The organism is Spirulina sp. LEGE 11439 (assembly GCF_059821285.1).
In genome coordinates this window covers 41,727-60,344 of sequence record NZ_JCAMRX010000014.1, presented here as the reverse complement: position 1 = coordinate 60,344, position 18,618 = coordinate 41,727, and the positions used below count along the sequence as shown (strand labels likewise).

The 18,618-nt window shown below is 44.5% G+C and carries 23 protein-coding genes and 1 pseudogene; 10 read left to right on the top strand and 14 right to left on the bottom strand.

All coding sequences use genetic code 11. From position 1 onward, the window contains the following. Position 1: 1 nt before the first annotated feature. Together AC6RV6_RS12075 and AC6RV6_RS12070 are read right to left on the bottom strand one after the other, a co-directional pair. Positions 2-328, bottom strand: coding sequence for a hypothetical protein (locus AC6RV6_RS12075; protein ID WP_500241093.1), 327 nt, complete (start codon positions 326-328; stop codon positions 2-4). Positions 329-421: 93 nt separating this feature from the next. Next, on the bottom strand, positions 422-859 hold the full coding sequence (locus AC6RV6_RS12070; RefSeq protein WP_500241092.1) for a hypothetical protein: 438 nt from the start codon (positions 857-859) through the stop codon (positions 422-424). A gap of 167 nt (positions 860-1,026) precedes the next feature. On the opposite strand from AC6RV6_RS12070, the gene AC6RV6_RS12065 reads away from it, so the two are divergent. Continuing rightward, on the top strand, positions 1,027-1,458 hold the full coding sequence (locus AC6RV6_RS12065; protein ID WP_500241091.1) for a hypothetical protein: 432 nt from the start codon (positions 1,027-1,029) through the stop codon (positions 1,456-1,458). 90 nt (positions 1,459-1,548) lie between these two features. On the opposite strand, the gene AC6RV6_RS12060 is transcribed toward AC6RV6_RS12065, so the two are convergent. From AC6RV6_RS12060 to AC6RV6_RS12050, 3 genes are all read right to left on the bottom strand, one after another. Beyond that, entirely contained in the window at positions 1,549-1,908 is a 360-nt protein-coding gene (locus AC6RV6_RS12060; protein WP_500241090.1) for a BRO family protein, read from the bottom strand. A 155-nt stretch (positions 1,909-2,063) separates the two neighbouring features. After that, positions 2,064-2,486 carry a hypothetical protein gene (locus AC6RV6_RS12055; protein WP_500241089.1) on the bottom strand — a complete coding sequence of 141 codons (423 nt, stop codon included), beginning with the start codon at positions 2,484-2,486 and terminating at the stop codon, positions 2,064-2,066. A gap of 102 nt (positions 2,487-2,588) precedes the next feature. Further along, entirely contained in the window at positions 2,589-2,771 is a 183-nt protein-coding gene (locus AC6RV6_RS12050; RefSeq protein ID WP_500241088.1) for a hypothetical protein, read from the bottom strand. Between the two features lie 268 nt (positions 2,772-3,039). Here AC6RV6_RS12050 and AC6RV6_RS12045 point away from each other — a divergent pair, with 268 nt between their 5' ends. From AC6RV6_RS12045 to AC6RV6_RS12010, 8 genes are all read left to right on the top strand, one after another. Continuing rightward, complete coding sequence (locus AC6RV6_RS12045) at positions 3,040-3,231, top strand: hypothetical protein (RefSeq protein WP_500241087.1); 192 nt, start codon at positions 3,040-3,042, stop codon at positions 3,229-3,231. Positions 3,232-3,253: 22 nt separating this feature from the next. Then, a complete protein-coding gene (locus AC6RV6_RS12040; RefSeq protein ID WP_500241086.1) occupies positions 3,254-3,517 on the top strand; it encodes a hypothetical protein in 264 nt (87 codons plus the stop codon). Positions 3,518-3,573: 56 nt separating this feature from the next. Then, positions 3,574-3,903: a hypothetical protein gene (locus tag AC6RV6_RS12035; protein WP_500241085.1), complete on the top strand. Its 330-nt coding sequence runs from the start codon at positions 3,574-3,576 to the stop codon at positions 3,901-3,903. A 13-nt stretch (positions 3,904-3,916) separates the two neighbouring features. Further along, positions 3,917-4,396: a hypothetical protein gene (locus AC6RV6_RS12030; protein WP_500241084.1), complete on the top strand. Its 480-nt coding sequence runs from the start codon at positions 3,917-3,919 to the stop codon at positions 4,394-4,396. Positions 4,397-4,400: 4 nt separating this feature from the next. Then, positions 4,401-4,874 (top strand): hypothetical protein, encoded by a 474-nt coding sequence (locus AC6RV6_RS12025; RefSeq protein WP_500241083.1) that lies wholly within the window; start codon positions 4,401-4,403, stop codon positions 4,872-4,874. Further along, complete coding sequence (locus tag AC6RV6_RS12020; RefSeq protein WP_500241082.1) at positions 4,840-5,073, top strand: hypothetical protein; 234 nt, start codon at positions 4,840-4,842, stop codon at positions 5,071-5,073. The genes AC6RV6_RS12025 and AC6RV6_RS12020 overlap by 35 nt, the downstream gene beginning before the upstream one ends. A gap of 196 nt (positions 5,074-5,269) precedes the next feature. Further along, the gene (locus AC6RV6_RS12015) at positions 5,270-5,572 is read left to right on the top strand and encodes a hypothetical protein (protein WP_500241081.1); all 303 of its coding nucleotides are present in this window, start codon (positions 5,270-5,272) and stop codon (positions 5,570-5,572) included. Positions 5,573-5,634: 62 nt separating this feature from the next. Continuing rightward, entirely contained in the window at positions 5,635-8,331 is a 2,697-nt protein-coding gene (locus AC6RV6_RS12010) for an AAA family ATPase (RefSeq protein WP_500241080.1), read from the top strand. 21 nt (positions 8,332-8,352) lie between these two features. On the opposite strand, the gene AC6RV6_RS12005 is transcribed toward AC6RV6_RS12010, so the two are convergent. Continuing rightward, complete coding sequence (locus tag AC6RV6_RS12005; protein ID WP_500241079.1) at positions 8,353-8,841, bottom strand: hypothetical protein; 489 nt, start codon at positions 8,839-8,841, stop codon at positions 8,353-8,355. 26 nt (positions 8,842-8,867) lie between these two features. Between AC6RV6_RS12005 and AC6RV6_RS12000 the strand changes: the two genes are divergently transcribed. Then, a complete protein-coding gene (locus tag AC6RV6_RS12000; protein ID WP_500241078.1) occupies positions 8,868-9,173 on the top strand; it encodes a hypothetical protein in 306 nt (101 codons plus the stop codon). A gap of 35 nt (positions 9,174-9,208) precedes the next feature. Here AC6RV6_RS12000 and AC6RV6_RS11995 read toward each other — a convergent pair whose 3' ends face one another. From AC6RV6_RS11995 to purL, 8 genes and pseudogenes are all read right to left on the bottom strand, one after another. Continuing rightward, positions 9,209-9,577, bottom strand: coding sequence for a hypothetical protein (locus AC6RV6_RS11995; RefSeq protein ID WP_500241077.1), 369 nt, complete (start codon positions 9,575-9,577; stop codon positions 9,209-9,211). A 105-nt stretch (positions 9,578-9,682) separates the two neighbouring features. Further along, entirely contained in the window at positions 9,683-10,132 is a 450-nt protein-coding gene (locus AC6RV6_RS11990) for a hypothetical protein (protein WP_500241076.1), read from the bottom strand. Positions 10,133-10,208: 76 nt separating this feature from the next. Further along, a complete protein-coding gene (locus tag AC6RV6_RS11985; RefSeq protein WP_500241075.1) occupies positions 10,209-11,090 on the bottom strand; it encodes a hypothetical protein in 882 nt (293 codons plus the stop codon). 2 nt (positions 11,091-11,092) lie between these two features. After that, positions 11,093-11,605: a hypothetical protein gene (locus AC6RV6_RS11980; RefSeq protein WP_500241074.1), complete on the bottom strand. Its 513-nt coding sequence runs from the start codon at positions 11,603-11,605 to the stop codon at positions 11,093-11,095. Positions 11,606-11,658: 53 nt separating this feature from the next. Continuing rightward, positions 11,659-13,407: a hypothetical protein gene (locus AC6RV6_RS11975; protein WP_500241073.1), complete on the bottom strand. Its 1,749-nt coding sequence runs from the start codon at positions 13,405-13,407 to the stop codon at positions 11,659-11,661. 5 nt (positions 13,408-13,412) lie between these two features. After that, the gene (locus AC6RV6_RS11970) at positions 13,413-13,736 is read right to left on the bottom strand and encodes a hypothetical protein (RefSeq protein ID WP_500241072.1); all 324 of its coding nucleotides are present in this window, start codon (positions 13,734-13,736) and stop codon (positions 13,413-13,415) included. 578 nt (positions 13,737-14,314) lie between these two features. Then, positions 14,315-15,802, bottom strand: a complete 1,488-nt coding sequence (gene purF, locus AC6RV6_RS11965; RefSeq protein WP_500241071.1) for an amidophosphoribosyltransferase — start codon at positions 15,800-15,802, stop codon at positions 14,315-14,317. 198 nt (positions 15,803-16,000) lie between these two features. Continuing rightward, positions 16,001-18,362 (bottom strand): annotated as a pseudogene (gene purL / locus AC6RV6_RS11960) (phosphoribosylformylglycinamidine synthase subunit PurL). Positions 18,363-18,618 lie beyond the last annotated feature (256 nt).

Below are 18,618 nucleotides of genomic sequence, written 5' to 3'. Positions count from 1 at the left end.
ATTATTTTTTAAAATTAGGAGAAAAAGTCTTACAAACTAAGTTAAGACAAATACCGAGTATCGCGATGAAAAGAGGCAAAATCAAATTAAACATTGAGAACCAAAATATTTTTAATTGTTCGACAAATTGCCAGTGTGGTTGATTGAAAATTGCTTTACAATCTTTGTAATAAAGGTCGATTTCTTCTTTCGTGGTGAGCTGTGTAATTCTTGAACTATTTACTCGAAGTTGATAGCGCCTCCACTCACCAAATACTATCCCTTCAGCCCAAAAATTATCATCGGCTAATTGCCAATCAAATTGAGAATCTAAAAACCAAAGTTGCATTTTTACCTCTGCTTAATCTTAAGAAAAAGGGGCCAAAGAAAAAGCCCCAAGTTAATTTTAAGAATTTTTCAATCCTTGAGTAAAATCGTTGTCTTAATCATCATAATCAGACGCATATTCCTCTTCACCCTCAACAACTTCTACATTTACGGCGGGTTGAAGGCGCTTTATTAACTTATCAACTACTCCTAAAAGACGAGGCGGATTTTTCATTTTATCGCCTAATCCTTGAGCTATCATAAATACTTTCATTTCCTCGTATTTCGTGTTAGCGTTTTCTAATACATCACCATATTTTGCGAGTGTGAATTCACATTGCCCGATCGCATTTTGAAGCTCCTTTAAATAATCTTGATCTCCGAGTACGGAATGAACCTCTTGCTGTAACTTTTTGACGGCTTCTTTCCAGTCTTCCCCCTCTTTAAGTTCAATAGTTCGGGTCAGCGTACTGTAAGGCTCAAGGTCATAGTAGGAGCCGGCTTTATAGCGATTGCCAACGGTGTAAGTAATTGTTCGGTTATTTTCGGTCATTTTTTCTCCTCGGGATGTCCCGATCGCGTTTGTTTTACGTGAAAGTAGGATAATGTCGTCAGTGATTTTACCACGTGACAACTACAACGTTTAGCACGTGATAAAATGTTTTGTCAAGGGTTTCACGTGAATCGGATCACGTGGCATAATTTTGTAGACAGAGTATTATGAACAATCACGATGACAAAGCAACCAGAAAAAGAGCCAAAAGCGAAGAAAAAGCGATCGCTTCCACCGGGGAAAACAAATGCAACGATGGTTCTCGACGAGAAGGACTGGCTCATGTTCGAGGCAAAGGCGAAGGAAATCGGGCTGAGCCGATCGCGGCTAATGACCCTGATTTGTCGGGGGGATATCTCGATCGAGAAAATTGCCCTGATGACCGAGGAGAAACTATTGGGGGAATCATAGGCCAGTTGCAAGAATTGCAGCAAGAGCATCTGGCTTATGTGAAGGCGCATGAGGATCGCCTCAAGAAACGACTTGAGGAAAATCATGCTCATCAGAAAAATGTTCTGGATAAAATGGAGGCATTAGAGGAAAATGCCGCTCTTTATCTGGCTCAAATTCAATCTCAAAAGAAAAAGAACAAAAAATAAACCAACAATGCTGCATTGTTTGGCTTGTTCTATCTGGTATTAATCGGCGATCGCTTTTCCTTTACTGATGGCGATCGCCTCTTTATTGAATTAATTATAGGTTTGGGCTGCTGCGATTTCTGGCTTCCTCGGATCGCCGTTCATGGCTACGAGATAAGAACCAAAACGCGAGAGCTTGTAATCTTGTTGGATAGAACCCCCACCTTGAGGGCGTTTCACCAGATTACCGGCGACGGTAAAGTGGTTTGCACTATCCCCTTGCGAGTTTTCACAGGATAGTTTTGCTCGTTCGATCGCATTTTCAAACTTTTGCCATTTGATATAACCCAGCAAGGGCATTAGCTCTCGTGCCATCCAATACTCGCTACCTATCTCGTCATTTTGCTTGATTCCTTCAAAAGGAGAGGGGTTAGATGCTGTTTTGAGGGTAGGTATGATATCTTTGTTCATAGTGTTAATCCGATCACGTACAACAATTTCAAATTAACACGTGGGAGCATAAGGCGATCGCTTTTCCTTTACTGATGGCGATCGCCTCTTTATTGAATTAATTGTGATTACTTAAACGTGGCGATCGCGTTCTAAACGATATATTGCTTTCGTATTCAATACCCATTCTCGATCGCATACTCCAACTCGGATGGTAACTGACTCATTGGCTCACAATGAGACCAGCCTCCCCGCCCTCGCAACACCCGACCTTTTAACTGTCCATCATGAAACATAACTGTTAAATCATTTCCTTGTTCATCTTGCCATTGATAAAACATCGAATAACGCCCGAAAGAATCGCCATAAGTATAAAGATATCCTTTCTGTCCTATTACTTGTTCAGCTTGCTCTAAAGTCATATTTTCTTGAAGAGCATTGATTTTCTCTACACTAAAAGTAGCGATGTCTTTAGTAGAATTGTTGCTGGATAAGTTGACTAATAATAACAAAAATACATTTGCTCCCAAGGAAATTAATAATATAATTCCAAAAACAAACAATAAAAATGTTTTTGGAATTCTTGTTTTTTTACCCATAGCTACCTCTAAAACAAAAGAACTGCCACTGCAAGGACAGTTCTTTTATTTTAGAGGTGCTTTACCTTTTGAATCAAGGTTTTTATTAAACCAACAAGAAGATTATATTTTTTCTTCCTCTTTTATTTCTCCAGACGCGATCGCTTCTTCAACTTCTTTCAATAAAACCCTCTCAAGCAAGTTTGACAAAGATCGCCCTCTATTTTTCGCCAAGGCCTCAGCTTTTTTCTTGAGGTCTTCATCAACATAAGTTGTAATCCTTGCTTTATCAGTCGCCACGGTCATAGTGTTGTCACTCCAGCAAAACTCTACATAAAAATCTACCCAAAGTATACAACAGAAGTAATACACTGTACAATGACTGTGTGTTGACAGTAATGCAAAGTGGGGGTACTTTGAGATATAAGAAAACGGACACCCCTTGGGCAAGAGAGCGCAGAGTAGCGCTAAACTCTCCCGAACCAACCCCATCCCCAAAAGGAAACTGTAGCCACGCAGCAAGCCAGAAAGTTAACCAACCGGGCAACCCACGCACAAACTCACTCAGGAACAAATGAACGACCCAAGTAAATCACCCAGAAACCGCGATCGCGAAATCTTGGAACACGTAAAGAAACTTGCCAGAGTTCGCATTACCAAGGCTAAAAAGATTATGGAACAAGGGATCATAACCTCTTATTGCACCGGAGAAATTGACGCTTACGAGAACATTCTCGATTTCATCGAAACAATTGAAACACCCTAGCTCACCAACAAAATCAAAACCAATGGAACAAACCAAAAATTGCCACTTGAAAGAGGTTCGCCTCCGTCGCGCCATCAACCTTGGCAACTACGAAAACGTAACAGTAGAAGCCCTTTTTGATGTCAGCCAAGCCAACCCCGTGACCCTAAAAGAAGCGATCGCCGAAACTTACCCCCAACTGGAAAAAGAATGTGAAGAGATTAAACAGCTTCACAAACTCGGTAAAAAGCCCAAAGCCAAAACTGATAACGACTCAAAAATCAACACCGACGAAAACCCGTTTTAGCCACCGAAGCCCAAGTATTTAACTCTTCTCTGAACCTTGACAACTCAATAACCAAAATGAACAGTAACGACCCCATTGAACTCTATGAATTCGTCGCCTCAAAACTTCAGGAAAAGGACGATTCGAGGCTCTTCGTCGAGCTTAATCCATCTGTATTATTCATAGTAATCGTTCACCTGCAATCAAGTCTTCATCACCCTCAATTTAGTGATGAAACCGCTAAAGTTATGAGGGAAATAGTAGACGGAATGTCAGACTTGCTTTGCAGTGAAGTCCCCGAAGCCCGAGAGGCGATCGCGATGGGTTGGGATTCAGCCGGCACGATCGGGCGATCGTACTTCAAAGCAGAATTCTTAACCAACCAACAACCGAACGACAACAATTAAAACGGAGAAAAAAATGGCAATCTTAATCGGGATTACTCCTGAAATGATTATCAACTGTCCAGAGTTCCAAAAGGACTTAAAAGAAGCAAAAGATCGAGACCTCAAGAAATTAGCCGATCTCGTTGCAGAAATTCAACGCGATCGCCACGAACGAACAAGAACCAAACGTAAAAAAGTAACCACCAAAATCAAACGATTTGAAAACGCACCCGATAAACTGAAAACCTACCAAGAAATCTGCCAACTATTTGAGTCGATAGGCTGGAAACTCGAACGATTCATAGTAAACGATGCTGACTTATTTGGGCAACAAATCACCGATTCTGAAGGTAATAAAGCTGCACTTTGGATAGGCATTGATTGGGGAATTGGTCACATTAAAAGCAAGGATAATGACAAACCATTACCCGGCGAATTTGAAGACTTTGACGACCCTGACCTCGACTGTTTTAACGCTCTTCTCTCAGACAACGGAATTTACTTGGAGGAGTAAAGTGATGAGAATCAACTTACCCAGACACGACAGATTTTATCCTCAAGAAACCTTTTCAGTTCAAGGAAAGAAAGTACAAAAAAATTTTGCACTTTGTATTGATGGGATGGTTTGGGAAAGGTATTACATTAATCATATTCCTTCAGGAATCTCTGTTTTTATTTGGGATGGAGATAGATATATTCAAAATATCGAACACTATGCCCTCGTATCTCCAACTGCACCACTTTACCGATTCAAATTCTCTAAAAAAACGATGCGACGAATCGCAAACGAACTCAGATTCATTCATTCTCTCTTCCCCCAATCAGCACAACAGGCTTACAACTGGGGAATAGGACAAGACCCAGAACTTCATGAAACTGAAGAGTCAAGAAAGCTGCAAAAAACCTGCTATCACTTGCTTTGTAAGAATCTCGCACACCAATTAAAAGGAGAAATAAATGTCAGAAGAAATACGAATCACCCTTTCTGCTGAAAGCGTCCTGTTAACAATCGAACAGGAAAAAGAAGAATCTGAAAACAATCTTGAAAAATGGAAACTTAACCTCAAAAAAGCCACCACTTACGAAGCCACAGATGAGGCATTGAGAGAGATCGCCCGGTACGAAGGGGAAATCCGAGCCTACGATGTCGCCTCATTCCTGCTCCGTCCGTTCTGCTTTGACCTTGACTAAACCCAACAAAAAGCGATCGCACTAAACCAACGCGATCGCTCTTTATTCTTTTACCACGTGATAAAACACAACTTGAATCGCGTGGTAAACTATCCCTCATGGAGTTATGAAAATGAATCATCATCCTCCAAACGATTGATAAGTGTGGAATGCCCGATCTTACCTTAGACCTTCTAGAATCAGCCGAAACCGACTAATGAGCCAAGAAGAGAAAGAATACATCGAATACTTCTGGGGAACTCAAAGCAACTATTACGAATTCCTCGCGAAACTCCCAGACGGCGTTCACCCCGTCCCAATCCACAGCCTAGGAATGTTGCACCTCTCCTGTGACAGCAAAGAGACTTTAGCAGCTACCCTAGCTTGCTCTCCCGCTCTGTGGGATCACATGAGAAAAGGATTTCGACTGATTTCAATGGGGACGAGGTATTACTCCACCAAACCCGCTCACATTCCCACGCTCCTAGCCCTCAAGGAGCAAATCGATCCCAACACTTAGCCAAAGAAAAAGCGATCGCTTTCTGTACCAAAGAACGCGATCGCCCAAACAAAATAATCACTATGAAATTAACACATCAAGCCGAACCCTTCACCTTTCCACTGCAAAGAGTAGAAGCAGAACAATTGATTCTAGGTCATTGCATCTCTCAAGAAAAAGCCTACGATCTTGTTAAAGACATTATAACAACCTCCAAGGCTTTTTACGTATCCCGCCACGAAACGATCTGGAAAGGAATCGTCGCCATCAAGAAAACAGGAAGGCATTGCGACTTAATGACTCTAACCACGCATCTTTTAGATCGTGACAAAATAGAAAGTATTGGAGGGCATGGGATACTTGCAGATCTGGTAGCACAAACGGCATGGACAACCCTTTCATCAGATCCAACCGGAGAACAAATTAATCAATGGGCAGAGATTGTCATGGCGAAATATCGCCAGAGAGAACTCGTCAAACTTGGAAACGAATTAACAGCATGGGGAAACGAAACCCTTGTCTCTACAGATTCTCTTCCTGAACTGTTCCATCGCGTTAAATTAAGAGTTGATGAAACCTGTATCATCCCATCGAAGAAAACAGCCAGAGAGCGCGAACGAGAAAGATTTCAGAAACAGCTAGAAGAAGTGAGAGATATTGTTTTAAAAGAAGAAGACCCGGCATTTAGGGACTATCTTCTCGATAATTTAGCAAAACAATATGGGCGAAAAAAAGAAACATTGGAGCGACTTTACTACAAGAGTTTAATCGGCGATCATAATGAAAAATTTATGACCATCCACGAACTCAAAGGACTTTACGGTAATGATGTTCGAGAATGGACAGTGCATGGATGGTTTCCCAAAGGAATTGTTACCCTACTTTATGCCAAAGGAGGCATCGGAAAAACTCGCTTATCCTATGACTTCACCTATCACTTAGCGACGGGGACAAACTGGAATGAATTTCCGGTTTTGGGGAAAAAGAAAATCCTCATGATTCAAACCGACGAACAGCCGTCGGATATGTTAGAGAATTTAAGAACCCGAGGTATTAATGATGGTCACGATATTCTGTACAAGACAAAATGGACAGTCAGCCATATTCACAATTTGTACAAAGAAGTAGAAGAACACCGCCCCGAATTCATCATTATCGACTCTCTGACCTCAGCCAGCAAATTTGAAACCGTATCCGAGAATGCTGTAGAATACGCCCGCCCCATCCTTGCACTGAATGATATTGCCAAAGAATTCGGTTGTCATATCCTTCTACTTCATCACTCAAACAAGGAAAATGATGCCCGAGGCTCAAGCGCCATCGTTGCAGCCGTAAGCCAAGTTATTCAACTGACTCGCGATCCAGACGCTCAAGCCCCTGATAGTACCCTTCGTATCGCCACATTCACAAAATCCCGCGCCCGCCGTCCTGCATCTTACCGCCTCAACTTTTACCCTGAAACCGGTCAATGGACTTGCTTATCTGAAGTGGGAGTTGATAATAAAGATTTCGTGGATAGCAGCGCCCCACTTAAAGACCGTATCGTACATTTGCTCCGAGGAAATCCCAATACTCGTTATCGCAATAAAGATATTAAGGACGAACTCCACGCAAACGCAGAATCAATCCGACGAGCCACCAACGAGCTAAAGGGTGATGGCATCATTTGCCACGAAACTCTCGATATCAAGGGCAACCCCAAAGTTTATTTTTTGCCATTGGCGGTTAGCGATCGCGATCGCAAAACGATCGATAAGGATCGCAAAGACGATCGCAAACAGAAACCCCTATCAGACAAGGAATTGAGCCAAAACAATGACCTCATCGATCGTGCGATCGCTAAAAATGGGGGTCTAGAAAAATTTTCTCACCCCGATCTCATCGATCGCACGATCGATGAACCCCAAAAAGAGGACTTGAACCCTGCTATAACAACAGATGCCGTCATCGATCATCTTAGCGATCGTGTTGCGATCGTTAGCGATCGCGATCGCTGTGACACCTCCTCCCAACTGGCGCAAGAGGAAAATATTATCGGCATAGCAGAAATGCTCGAGCTATGCGATTCCCCAGAAGTTTACGAGGATATCGTTGATGTGGCCCTCGAAACGATGAACGCCCTCAACCGCGAGGGAATCCTCTGCAATAACTTATTAGACGCAGCCCTCTCCCGCCTCAGTCCAGAACAGCAAGCCAAAATCGAAACCCTTAGCAATCCCCCGAAATCATGGCATCCCCCAACCGACCTCAAAAAAAGCGATCGCGTTATCGCACCCGAGCATCCCGATTGGGGAATCGGTCTCGTGAAAAAAGTTGTCGGCAATCGTTCCGTTCATGTCAACTGGAAAGACATCACAGAAGATTTTCCCGTAGCCCTCGAAGAATTAGCCCTCGCTCCTCAAGGCAATCGCAAAAAAAATCAAAACAACCAAGTCAAGCCAGAGCCAAAACCCGACATTTCCCCCGGAGAAATGGTCGTCTCGCTCACTCGTCCAGAATTGGGACTCGGAACCGTTCAAAAAATCACCTCTGAAGGCTTCCTCTGGTGGGATGCGAAACTCGAGGTGAACTGGAGCGGTACCTCTAACCCCTTAGTGCATCCAGCCAAAGAACTCGTCAAGATTGGCTCTCGGGTCACTTATACCGGGGAAAGCATGGGGATTTCTCAAGGGAAGCCTCTAACCGTCACCGAGTTCGCCAAGAAAGGTAAAGTAAAAGTTATTTGCGATGATTGGTCAAGCCCCATCACAGTTGCCGTTACTGAATTGAAAGCCATGTAAAGAGATACCGATCGCGAGATTTTAATTCTTGCGATCGGGAATACTTTCTACTTTTCTGAGCAAAATATCTCGGATTGAGCGATCGCCATCTAAGAACTCTTTCAACGCAGACCCTAAAAGCCAGTCTCGAACCTCATCAGGCGCGTCAGTAGCCTCACCGATAAACTTGTTCAGAAACTTTAAACCTTCAATCGTCGTTAATTGCTTATCAATTACCGACTCAGCCCGAAATAACCGCTTGACTAATTGTTGTTTTTCGCTTTCTAACTCATCAATCTTTGCGTCTTTTTCTCGTCTCGCGAGTTGCAACTCATCAATTAAAGAATCATAACCCTCCAATATCTTATTAGTTGCGTTTTCCAGTCCTGACAGACGCTTTTGCTCTTCCCTACGCCAAAACAATAAAGCACCACCAACCCCACTGCCAAACAAGGACACAGCTTCAATCCATTGGGGAATAGCCTCGATAAAATCTAAGTTTAAGAGTAAATAATAGCTTTCTGGTAACATCTAATTTAATCTTATTCTTGTAAAAAATGACTTTGATTTTAACAGAAACAATAAGCCTAGGAAACAACCCCATGACCCCCGACGAAAAGCATAGCAATGCAATATTTACGCCAAGCGATCGTCTTATTTTAGAAGTTAATTCGCAATTTTCACGAGGGGGGTGGGTTTTTCAATTCATAGAAGATTCTGGCAAATTTATTCCTTATAACTGGAAAAGGCTATATTCATCTATCAATTATTATCCAGTTATAGACTTAGCCCCTATATTTCGTCTGGGATTTAAAATCAGTTATCCTATTTTTGAAATCAAGATTAACCGATACATTCCTTAAAAGCTCTCAATATTTAAGATTGAGAGCTTTTGGTCTTACTTCCACGCTTCAGGCGTATACGGTCGGGCTGTGAGGATTTTTCGACCATCGTAGGTTTCCCCAACCAAGCTATTAATCGTTTGCCCCGGCGCGATTACCATTGTCTGCGTTCTCGGTCTTGCGGCGGTACCCGTCGCACCCGTTGGGGGTTCAATGGATACGTTGACCGGAATACAGCCGAAAATCTCTACGGCTTTCTCCTCCGTCACCGGGATAATTAATTTAGTCGCTGAAGCAGTCGGTGAGGTAGCCGATAAACCCATCTTTCCCAGTAACGCTGCAGAATACTGCGAATCTCCGAGGGAAAACTGGAGATCGACGCTAGAAATCCCTGTCATAGACATGTAATATTGCTTGCGTGCCATTTGTCGCGCTCCTCTTTAAGATCAATAAAAGTGAAAAATGGGGGGGGAAATATCCCCCATTGAATGATGGTTCTCCGTCTGGAAAATCTACGGGGAGAACCGGAATTAAGGGTTTGCAGGAATAGCTGCATAAACCCCAAAACTGATACGACACTTATTCATCGTTGTGCCATCATCCCACGAGACCACGGGATAGGTTGGATAGCTGAGAGTGAAAGATTCCGTCGCGTTTACCGCGTCAGCCGTCCCTGATTGAACGATCCGATAAGGCGTATCCCCATCAGTCGGGAAAGTCTCTTTGTCGTAATAAAGGAATCCTCCGTCAAGCGCCTCAACTGCAGCGTCGTTTAAGTTCGCCGGTACCCAATCCTGACGAACTCGTGCCACCAAGTCACCCCGAGAGACGCGATCCGATAGATTTTCAATATATTTCAGCGATGCACTGATACCCTCAATCGGATTCTCAAAAGCTCCCAAATCCAAAGACCATTCCCCGATCGCGCCGGGGTCAAAGACCTTATCAGCATCGGTCAATTGTTGTTGAGTTTTAGGCATAAACAGCCCTCCCATTTATCAAATGTATTATGAATGTAACACACTTGACCAAGGAATGTGATTGTCACGTGGTAAATTATCCGGGGTAGTCATAAGCATAAAACGCTTGTCGCCTCGCTTTCCCCGTTTTTGTTCGGGTTTCGACCAACTGCACCGATCGCGTTTGTCCGTGAACTTGTAACTCTGCATGATGCAAACGAACCTTCCCCGACAGTCGCTTGAGAGGATCTTTTTTGATGCGATCGCCAAACAAAATAATAGTTTCTGTATCTCGCACTTCTCCCGTAACCGGATTGAATTTTCCCGAATCCTTATGATGTTTTAAATAGGATTGCCAGTTCGGTCTATGATTTTGAATTTTCAAAATATCTTCAATTAGAGTTTTTGCGTGAGTTTCTGTTTTAGCCATAATTCTCAACTGATAAGAATTTTCATTATCAATATAGCTATATTGCTCAATTCCTTTGTAATAATAGTTATTCTTAAATATGGTGTAAACATCTTTGGCTAATTGTTCCAACTTCTTATTATTCTCTATTTTCTCCTCAAGCAAACCCTTATTTTTACTCAAAAATTCTGAGGTCAAACGAATATTAACTCTCAATTGTACTGGATATCTTAATCGGTCTAGCTTTTGGTCTTTCAGGGATTGTCGGAAGAACAAAAACAACTGAGGCTTAAATTTAACTGTATCGTGAAAGGTTGTAGCAGGAAGCCCATAGTATAGCTCTGTCAGGTCTTCTGCTTTTCTCGTCTCCTCCCACAGATTTAATCTTAATAGTGTCAGTAGAGCCGTATCTTTTTCGTCATGGGTCAACAAATTTTTTAGAAGGCTTTCCGGTGTGGAATTATCGTCAGGTGTATTACGGAAAAATTCTCGAATTTTTCGGTTAGTATATTTTTTGTGAAAATCTTGGATTCTCTCAATATCGTTTGCTTTGGATAAATTAAAAGGCATAATTAACCTCTTTCAATTTCCGATAACTCTAAATCCGAAAGATTGATTCTTACTTCACTATTGCGTTTTTCTTGTTCCCAAAGGTCGCTATTAACGTCTTGGGCTTCTTCTACTGCTTTACTGAATTCGTCTCTTGCCTCGTTAAATTCAATAACTGATTCTTTGATTTCTACGGTACTAGAGACAATTTCTTCTATCGTTTCTACCCCCTCTTGTACTTCTCTAAGTTTGTCGAGAAAGCGGAATTTGCTAGTCGAATCTCGGAATCTTTCGATATTTTCATCGAACCACTCATAAGCATCTTCCATGACCACACCGGCACGCTTTAAACCGTTCCCGATTTTACCTGTGGCGTTTGCTGTTAATTCGTTGAGTTGTAAAATTGTATCCGCTATATTTCTGGTAGAGTCGAGTACATTCGCGCCGGTTTGGTAGATTCTATTTGCTTTTAACCACTTTACTGAAAAGTCAATATATCTTTCTTTTCCAACAATTTTCTCAATTATTTCTTTCACTTTACTAGATGCAGCCTCGCTTGTAGAAAGAGGAACCTCATTACCATTTTCATCTAAACGTTTCCACGGTTGGAATTAATTAAGCTCAACGCCATATCAATCGTCTCAGCGACTGTTAGCCCGATATTACTAGATAATTGAATACCGTTATGAATTGCAAAAACCAAGTTTATGATAGCGATAAATCTATCAATCAAAGGATTGTTAAGCAATATCTTAATACCGCTCCAAACTTTGACGACATTACTACTAATTGTTCCTAAAACCGAACCTACACCTGTAACAAGCATTACGTTATTAGCTGCGACTTGATCTTGAATAACGCTACGCTGTGAATTTTGTTGCTGAAGAGCATTAAATAGCAGTCGAGTAACCGCAGCATCAGAACCGGATTCAGACCTTATGACCTGAACAGTAGTAGGCTTTCCTGTTGCTGGGTCAATGACTGTAATCGGTACATGCTTAACGACCATTGGTTCTTCTCCTTCTTCTAGACCTTGACAGTTGCACTTTTTCTTTGGTGGGGGTGGCGAAACAGGTGGACTCGATCCGCTATCTTGCGGCGGTGTATCAGTTCCCCCACCGGGTGCTGCACCTCCCATGTTGCCGGGTGATGATGATTGTCCGCCCGGGCTTCCTGCGACTGGAGTCTCTGGAGCGCTACCCGGGCCAAATAAAGGGCTAGGTGGCGCAAACGGAGGGCGGAAAGGAGGTGTGAGGGGGTTCTCCTCTTCCTCGGTGGGTTCGATTGTCGGGGCTTGAAACGGTGATTGAGAGGGGGTGACACCCGGTGTAATTGTCGCTGGAGCAGGAGGGATTACACCGGGTGCTAAAGGCAAGAACGGTGAAGCTGGTGGGGCGGGTGAACTTGCTGGAGTCGCTGTACCGGGCAGTAGAGGTTTAGCGGGATTGTATGAGGGTCTTTGGGGATTGGTTGGAGAGTTTTGGGGTTCAGGAGGGAGTTCCCCTTCTGGCGTGCGAATATCCACGATAGAAACCAACTCGTTAGCGAGCGATCCTAGGGACTGGGTAAACCCGTACCTCACATTGTATGTATCCGGGTTGCCCCGCCCCATAATTAATCCGTAATGCCAGACCGTAGAATTATCGGGGTCATAATAAACCCTTCCTACCCCGTAAATTGGTCCGTACTCAATGATTGTGGTCATCCACGGATCGGACTCTTCTACACCATTCCAAGCTAGTAAATCGATTTCGTATTGGGCTACACTCCAGCCAATATCTTCAAATTCAACGGGTACACCCGGTCTACTCCCGTCCTCATTCAAAGGCGGATAAAATGCCGGGCTGTCTCTCTTGAATGGGGGGGAATCCGTTACCCTACAGCTACCAGTAAGTTGACAATACTCCCACGGATCGGCATTATTCAGCGTCGTCGGATAGGGTTGGTTAGCAAATCCCTTTACTCCAGCACCTCCTACCGAGGGTTTTCCCAGTTTTCTTTTGGGTTTTGTTTTTGGTAGTCCATTTTTAAAGGGATGCTTAGAAGGCAGCTTGTTGGTTAGGTTTCCTTGGTTGGGGCGTGGAGTCTTAAACGGGTGAGGAGGATTTTTTATTTTTCCCCCCGGTGTCGGTGTTTTTTTGATTAGGTCATCATAATGCTTTGAATTCTGTGCTGGATATTTAGGTTTACGGGGGATGCCCTCGTGTGGCGTATTCCTGCGATTAAAATCGTTTTTCCAGCCCGGTGTCCCGCGAGGCGGTTTTTTGAGTTTATCGTCAACCCATGCGGGACGGGGCGACTTCCACGGATCGGCGGGTAGCTCTTGTCTGATTCCCATTTTTTTTATGCAGCCGTCCTAAAAGCCAACGGAACAACGTCACTTGCGTCGCCTAAAGGTAGGGCGCTCTGATAGTCAAATTTCCTCTGACGGTACTCATTATCGACAGGAACAACCCCTCGAACGATGAATAAGAATCTCGATGGATTTGTAGAGCCAGCGATGTCAACAGGAAAAACATTTTCAGCCATTGCAGCCTCATAGTTTCCGCGAGTTTCCTCGAATTTAGTATCGCTGTAGCTATCAGCCAAAACCATAGAACACCACATCAGTAATTTTTCTACCGTATCAATGTCGTCAGGTAAATCAGTATTTCGGTTAAGTCGCATTCTGTTTACATTCTCTGAGATCGAAAACGTGCAAACCTTAAGCAGTGTCAATATTGTTGTGCCATTAACGAGACGGTGACGTGCAAAACCATTGAAAGTATTTGTAGTATTTCAATTATTGACATGACTGAAAATCCTTGTGTCGGGAGTTCAAATCTCCCTCCTGGCATTCCCAGACACACCACTGCTTAAGGTTTTGACTTAAGGTTTTGACATTATCAGAGGGGCTTGAGGTCTGTTTCCCTTTTACAGTCTGTCTTCTAGCTTGCTTGTCGCCCCTTCAGCCGGCCAGTACTTTTCTTCTCTTCTCAGCTTTCTTTTCTTAGCTGAGTTCTTTTCCGTAGTCTAAACTCCAGATAAGTGCTAACTTGCAAATAAATCAGCGATCGCGACAATGATTGCCCTGTAAGTCTTGTAGCCTCGTAGGAAAAACTGTCCGGAGTATTGCTTGATAATAGTCTCTAACTGCTTTAGTTTATCTGTTCTTACCTAACTGACATGCCCCCGTTGATGAGTCTATTTCTGGACTACTTAAAAATCCCCCTCCTTTAACAAAGCAGAGGAGGAGGAGCAGTCAACTAAACCGTAGCTTCTTCCAACATTAACTTTTCTTGTTTTATATCTTCGGGAATATTAATGGGATAATCTCCAGTAAAGCAAGCCGAACAATAGCTACTCGGGGATTCTCCTGTTTCCTCCAACATTCCTTCCCAACTCAAATAAGCAAGAGAATCTACGCCGATATGTTGGGCAATTTCCGCGATTGATTTGGTGGCCGCGATCAATTGGCTTTGGCTGTCTGTATCCAAACCGTAAAAGCAAGGATGGGTAACAGGAGGAGAAGAGATTTTCATATGAATTTCTGTGGCTCCGGCTTCTCGCAAGGTTTTGATGATCTTCCTGCTGGTGGTACCCCGAACAATAGAATCATCGACTAAAATCACTCGTTTTCCTTGTAAAACATCTTTGAGGGGATTGAGTTTCATGCGGATGCCGGCTTCTCGCATATGTTGAGTGGGTTGAATGAAAGTCCGTCCCACATAGCGGTTTTTAATTAATCCTTCTCCGTAGGGAATACCCGAGGTTTCCGAATAACCGATCGCGGCAGGCACTCCAGAATCCGGCACCGCAATGACGATATCAGCTTTGGTGGGAGACTCTTGGGCGAGGCGTTTCCCTAAGCGCATCCGATAACTGTAGAGGGTTTCGTCATTAACCATACTATCGGGACGGGCAAAATAAATCATCTCAAATACACACAATTTTCGCTCGGGTTTACCTCCCCAATGAAAGGAAGCCATCCCTTCTTCTGTAATCCAAACGAGTTCTCCCGGTTCCACGTCTCGCAAATATTCCGCCCCGATAATATCCAAGGCGCAGGTTTCTGAAGCGAGGACGTAACGTTGGGGATTGCCCGGTAAAATGCCGATAACGAGAGGACGGATGCCATAGCGATCGCGCACTCCCATCAATCCTGCGGGTGTTCCCACCACTAAGCTATAAGCCCCCCGACACATCCCAAAAGCACTTAATGCCGCGTCTAACCATTCTTTACCGCTATCCACTTCATCGGCGATCGCCAAAGCAATCATTTCTGAGTCTGTTGTCGTTGCAAATTTGCATCCCCGTCGCACCAATTCTTCTCGTAAAATTTTGACATTGACAAGATTGCCATTATGTGCTAGTGCCAAATGTCCCAATCGGGTTTTGACGATTGCTGGTTGGGCATTGACTTTTAAACTCGATCCCGTGGTGGAATAGCGGGTATGTCCGACAGCCAGATCTCCGGGTAATTGGCTGAGAATCTCCTCGCTGAATACCTGCGACACCAAACCCATATTTTTATGCTGGTGCATTTTTTCCCCAGCAAAAGTAACAATGCCGGCGGATTCCTGTCCGCGATGCTGGAGGGCAAATAAGCCGAAATAGCTCAACTTGGCGACATCTTCCTCGGGGGCATAGATGCCGAAAACACCGCAGGCTTCCTCCATTTTGTCGGGATTTTCCGGCGATCGCTTGGCGGGGGAAAGATTTTGCTCGTCAGCGAAGATGGGGTTGGGGATCATAGAAGTTTTACTGGGCTCCTGAATGCTGGCATTGAAAGGGAACAGATGCGGGAACAGGCGTGCGATCGGTCAAATTTGTTACAGGGGATGGAATCGTAATTCTAGACCTGTTCTAACCTTAGCTTAATATTTCTTTAACATTTAGGCTAGAGGGGTTGGATTTTGGGGGAGAGAAGATTTTCTCTCCATTCCCAATTCCTACAATCGCCGCTCAATCCCTCGAGACCAGCGATCGCGAATGTCACATATCTTAACGTCAATTGCGGATTCGCGATCGTTTAGGGATATCCGTAAGTTTCCTTCGGGTTGCGTGACTGTACCCATTTCTTGCCACAGGTTAGCGATCGCTCCTTGTAAATAGTCTTCCCAAATCCGACAAAAATCTGATGCGATCGTCACCAAAATATGATTTCCTCCTTCTCCAAAGAGTATCTCATCTACTCGTTGTCCGGTGTGAAGGGCATTGAGGGTAATGTCTGCTCCGAAATTGCCACTGATGCAGCATTCGGCCAAAGCAACGGCAAGACCGCCTTCAGCGCAGTCGTGGGCAGACTTGACCCAGCCTTCGCGAATACCGTGACGACAGGCAGCTTGGATTTTTCGTTCTAAGTCAAAATCAATCTTGGGGGGGAGTCCTGCGATCGCGCCGTGAATGGTGGCTAAATATTCCGATGCGCCCAACGTGAGAGGGGAACCCATACCGAGTAAGTAGATGCGATCGCCGCCTTTTTGCCAGCCTTGGCCGCAAGTGCGAGTAATATCGGGAACGAGTCCCACCATGCCGATAACGGGGGTGGGATAAATGGCTTGAGGTTTGCCTTCTGAGTCTAGAGTTTCGTTGTAAAGAGAAACATTGCCTCCCGTGACAGGGGTTGCAAATTCCTCGCAAGCTTCCGCGATCCCTCGACAAGCAAGGGCGAGTTGCCAATAACCGACAGGATGTTCCGGGCTGCCAAAATTGAGATTATCCGTAATGGCGATCGGTTCTGCTCCCACACAGCTTAAATTCCGTGCCGCCTCTGCTACTGCTGCTTTTGCTCCCTCATAAGGATCTAAATAAACATAACGAGAATTGCAATCCGTGGTGACGGCTACACCTTTTTTGTGATTGGTTATTTGTTGTTGGGCTGGTGACTGGTGACTGGTGACTGGTGACTGGTGACTGGTGACTGGTGACTGGACGAAGGCGAATCACCGCCGCATCGGCGGCACCGGGAAGAATGAGGGTATTATTTTGTACTTGGCAATCGTATTGGCGATAAACCCAATGTTTTGAGGCGAGGGACGGGCGATCGAGCAACGTCAATAAAACATCGTTCCAACTGTGCCATTTTTCGCCGATTTGGATACCTTGCTCGTTACAGGGAGGAAGACTGGCTGAAGTCCATTCCCATGCCTTCCTTGCGTATTCTGGTGGTTCTGAGAGGATTTCTCGTTGATAGAGGGGAGTATCTTCCGCGAGGGCGGCGGCGGGAACTTCGGCAGCAATTTGGCCGTGATGAAAAATCCGCACGATGGGTTCTTTGATGATTGTCCCAGCAACCACAGCATGGAGTCCCCAACGGTGAAAAATCTCAATTAATTCTTCTTCTCGCCCTTTTTCTGCCACAAATAACATTCTTTCTTGGGACTCTGAGAGGAGATATTCATAAGGGATCATTCCAGTTTCTCGGGCGGGTATTTTGTCTAAATCTAATTCAACCCCGACCCCTCCTTTTTCCGCCATTTCCGCAGTGGAACAAGTTAGTCCGGCTGCTCCCATATCTTGTGCTGCCACTACTGCACCGGTTTTAAATGCCTCCAAACAAGCTTCGATTAAAGACTTCTCCAAAAAAGGATCTCCCACTTGTACGGCGGGGCGATCGTCCATTGAATCATCGCTAAGTTCCGCACTGGCAAAACTGGCACCTCCCATACCATCTCGTCCCGTAGTGGAACCGACATATAGTAAAGGGTTGCCGATGCCCGCCGCCCCTGCTTTGACGATTTCTTCCGTTTCCATTAGTCCCAAAGCCATCGCATTGACGAGGGGATTTCCCGAATAGGCACGATCGAAGTAGACTTCGCCGCCAACGGTAGGAATGCCTGTACAGTTGCCATAATGGGCGATTCCTTCTACAACTCCGTTAAAAATGCGTCGAGTTTTAGCATCTTCCAAATTCCCGAAGCGGAGGGAATTTAAAATCGCAATGGGACGCGCCCCCATTGTAAAGATATCTCGAAGAATGCCTCCGACTCCCGTGGTGGCCCCTTGGAAGGGTTCGACTGCAGAGGGATGATTGTGAGATTCAATTTTAAAAGCGAGGCGAAACCCGTCCCCTAAGTCTACTACCCCAGCATTTTCACCGGGTCCGACGAGGACGTGCTTGCCAGTGGTGGGGAATTGTTTCAGGAGAGGGCGGGAATTTTTATAACAGCAATGTTCGCTCCACATCACCCCAAACATGCCCAATTCTGCCTTGTTGGGGTGGCGATTGAGACGTTTGACGATTTCTTCGTATTCCTCGGGTTTGATGCCTTCTGAGGCGATTTCGTCGGGGGAGAAGGGGGAAGCAGACATAAAATTCGCAGGGGATGAGGACGAGTTTGATTTTATCAACTTGTTGGAGCGGAATGATGTTGCGATCGCTCCCCCTGAAAATTCAACTATTGTTTTCTCTGGTTTTATCGATCTGTTGGAATTGCCGAAAAGTTTGCGTTTGATTTTGTTGCGATTTCCCTTTTTGTATCTGCACTTTACGAGAAAAGAGCGGGAGATTGATAGCCCCATCTCTTTAGAGCGGGGAGGGTCAAAGCTTAATAGTAAAAGCTATAGA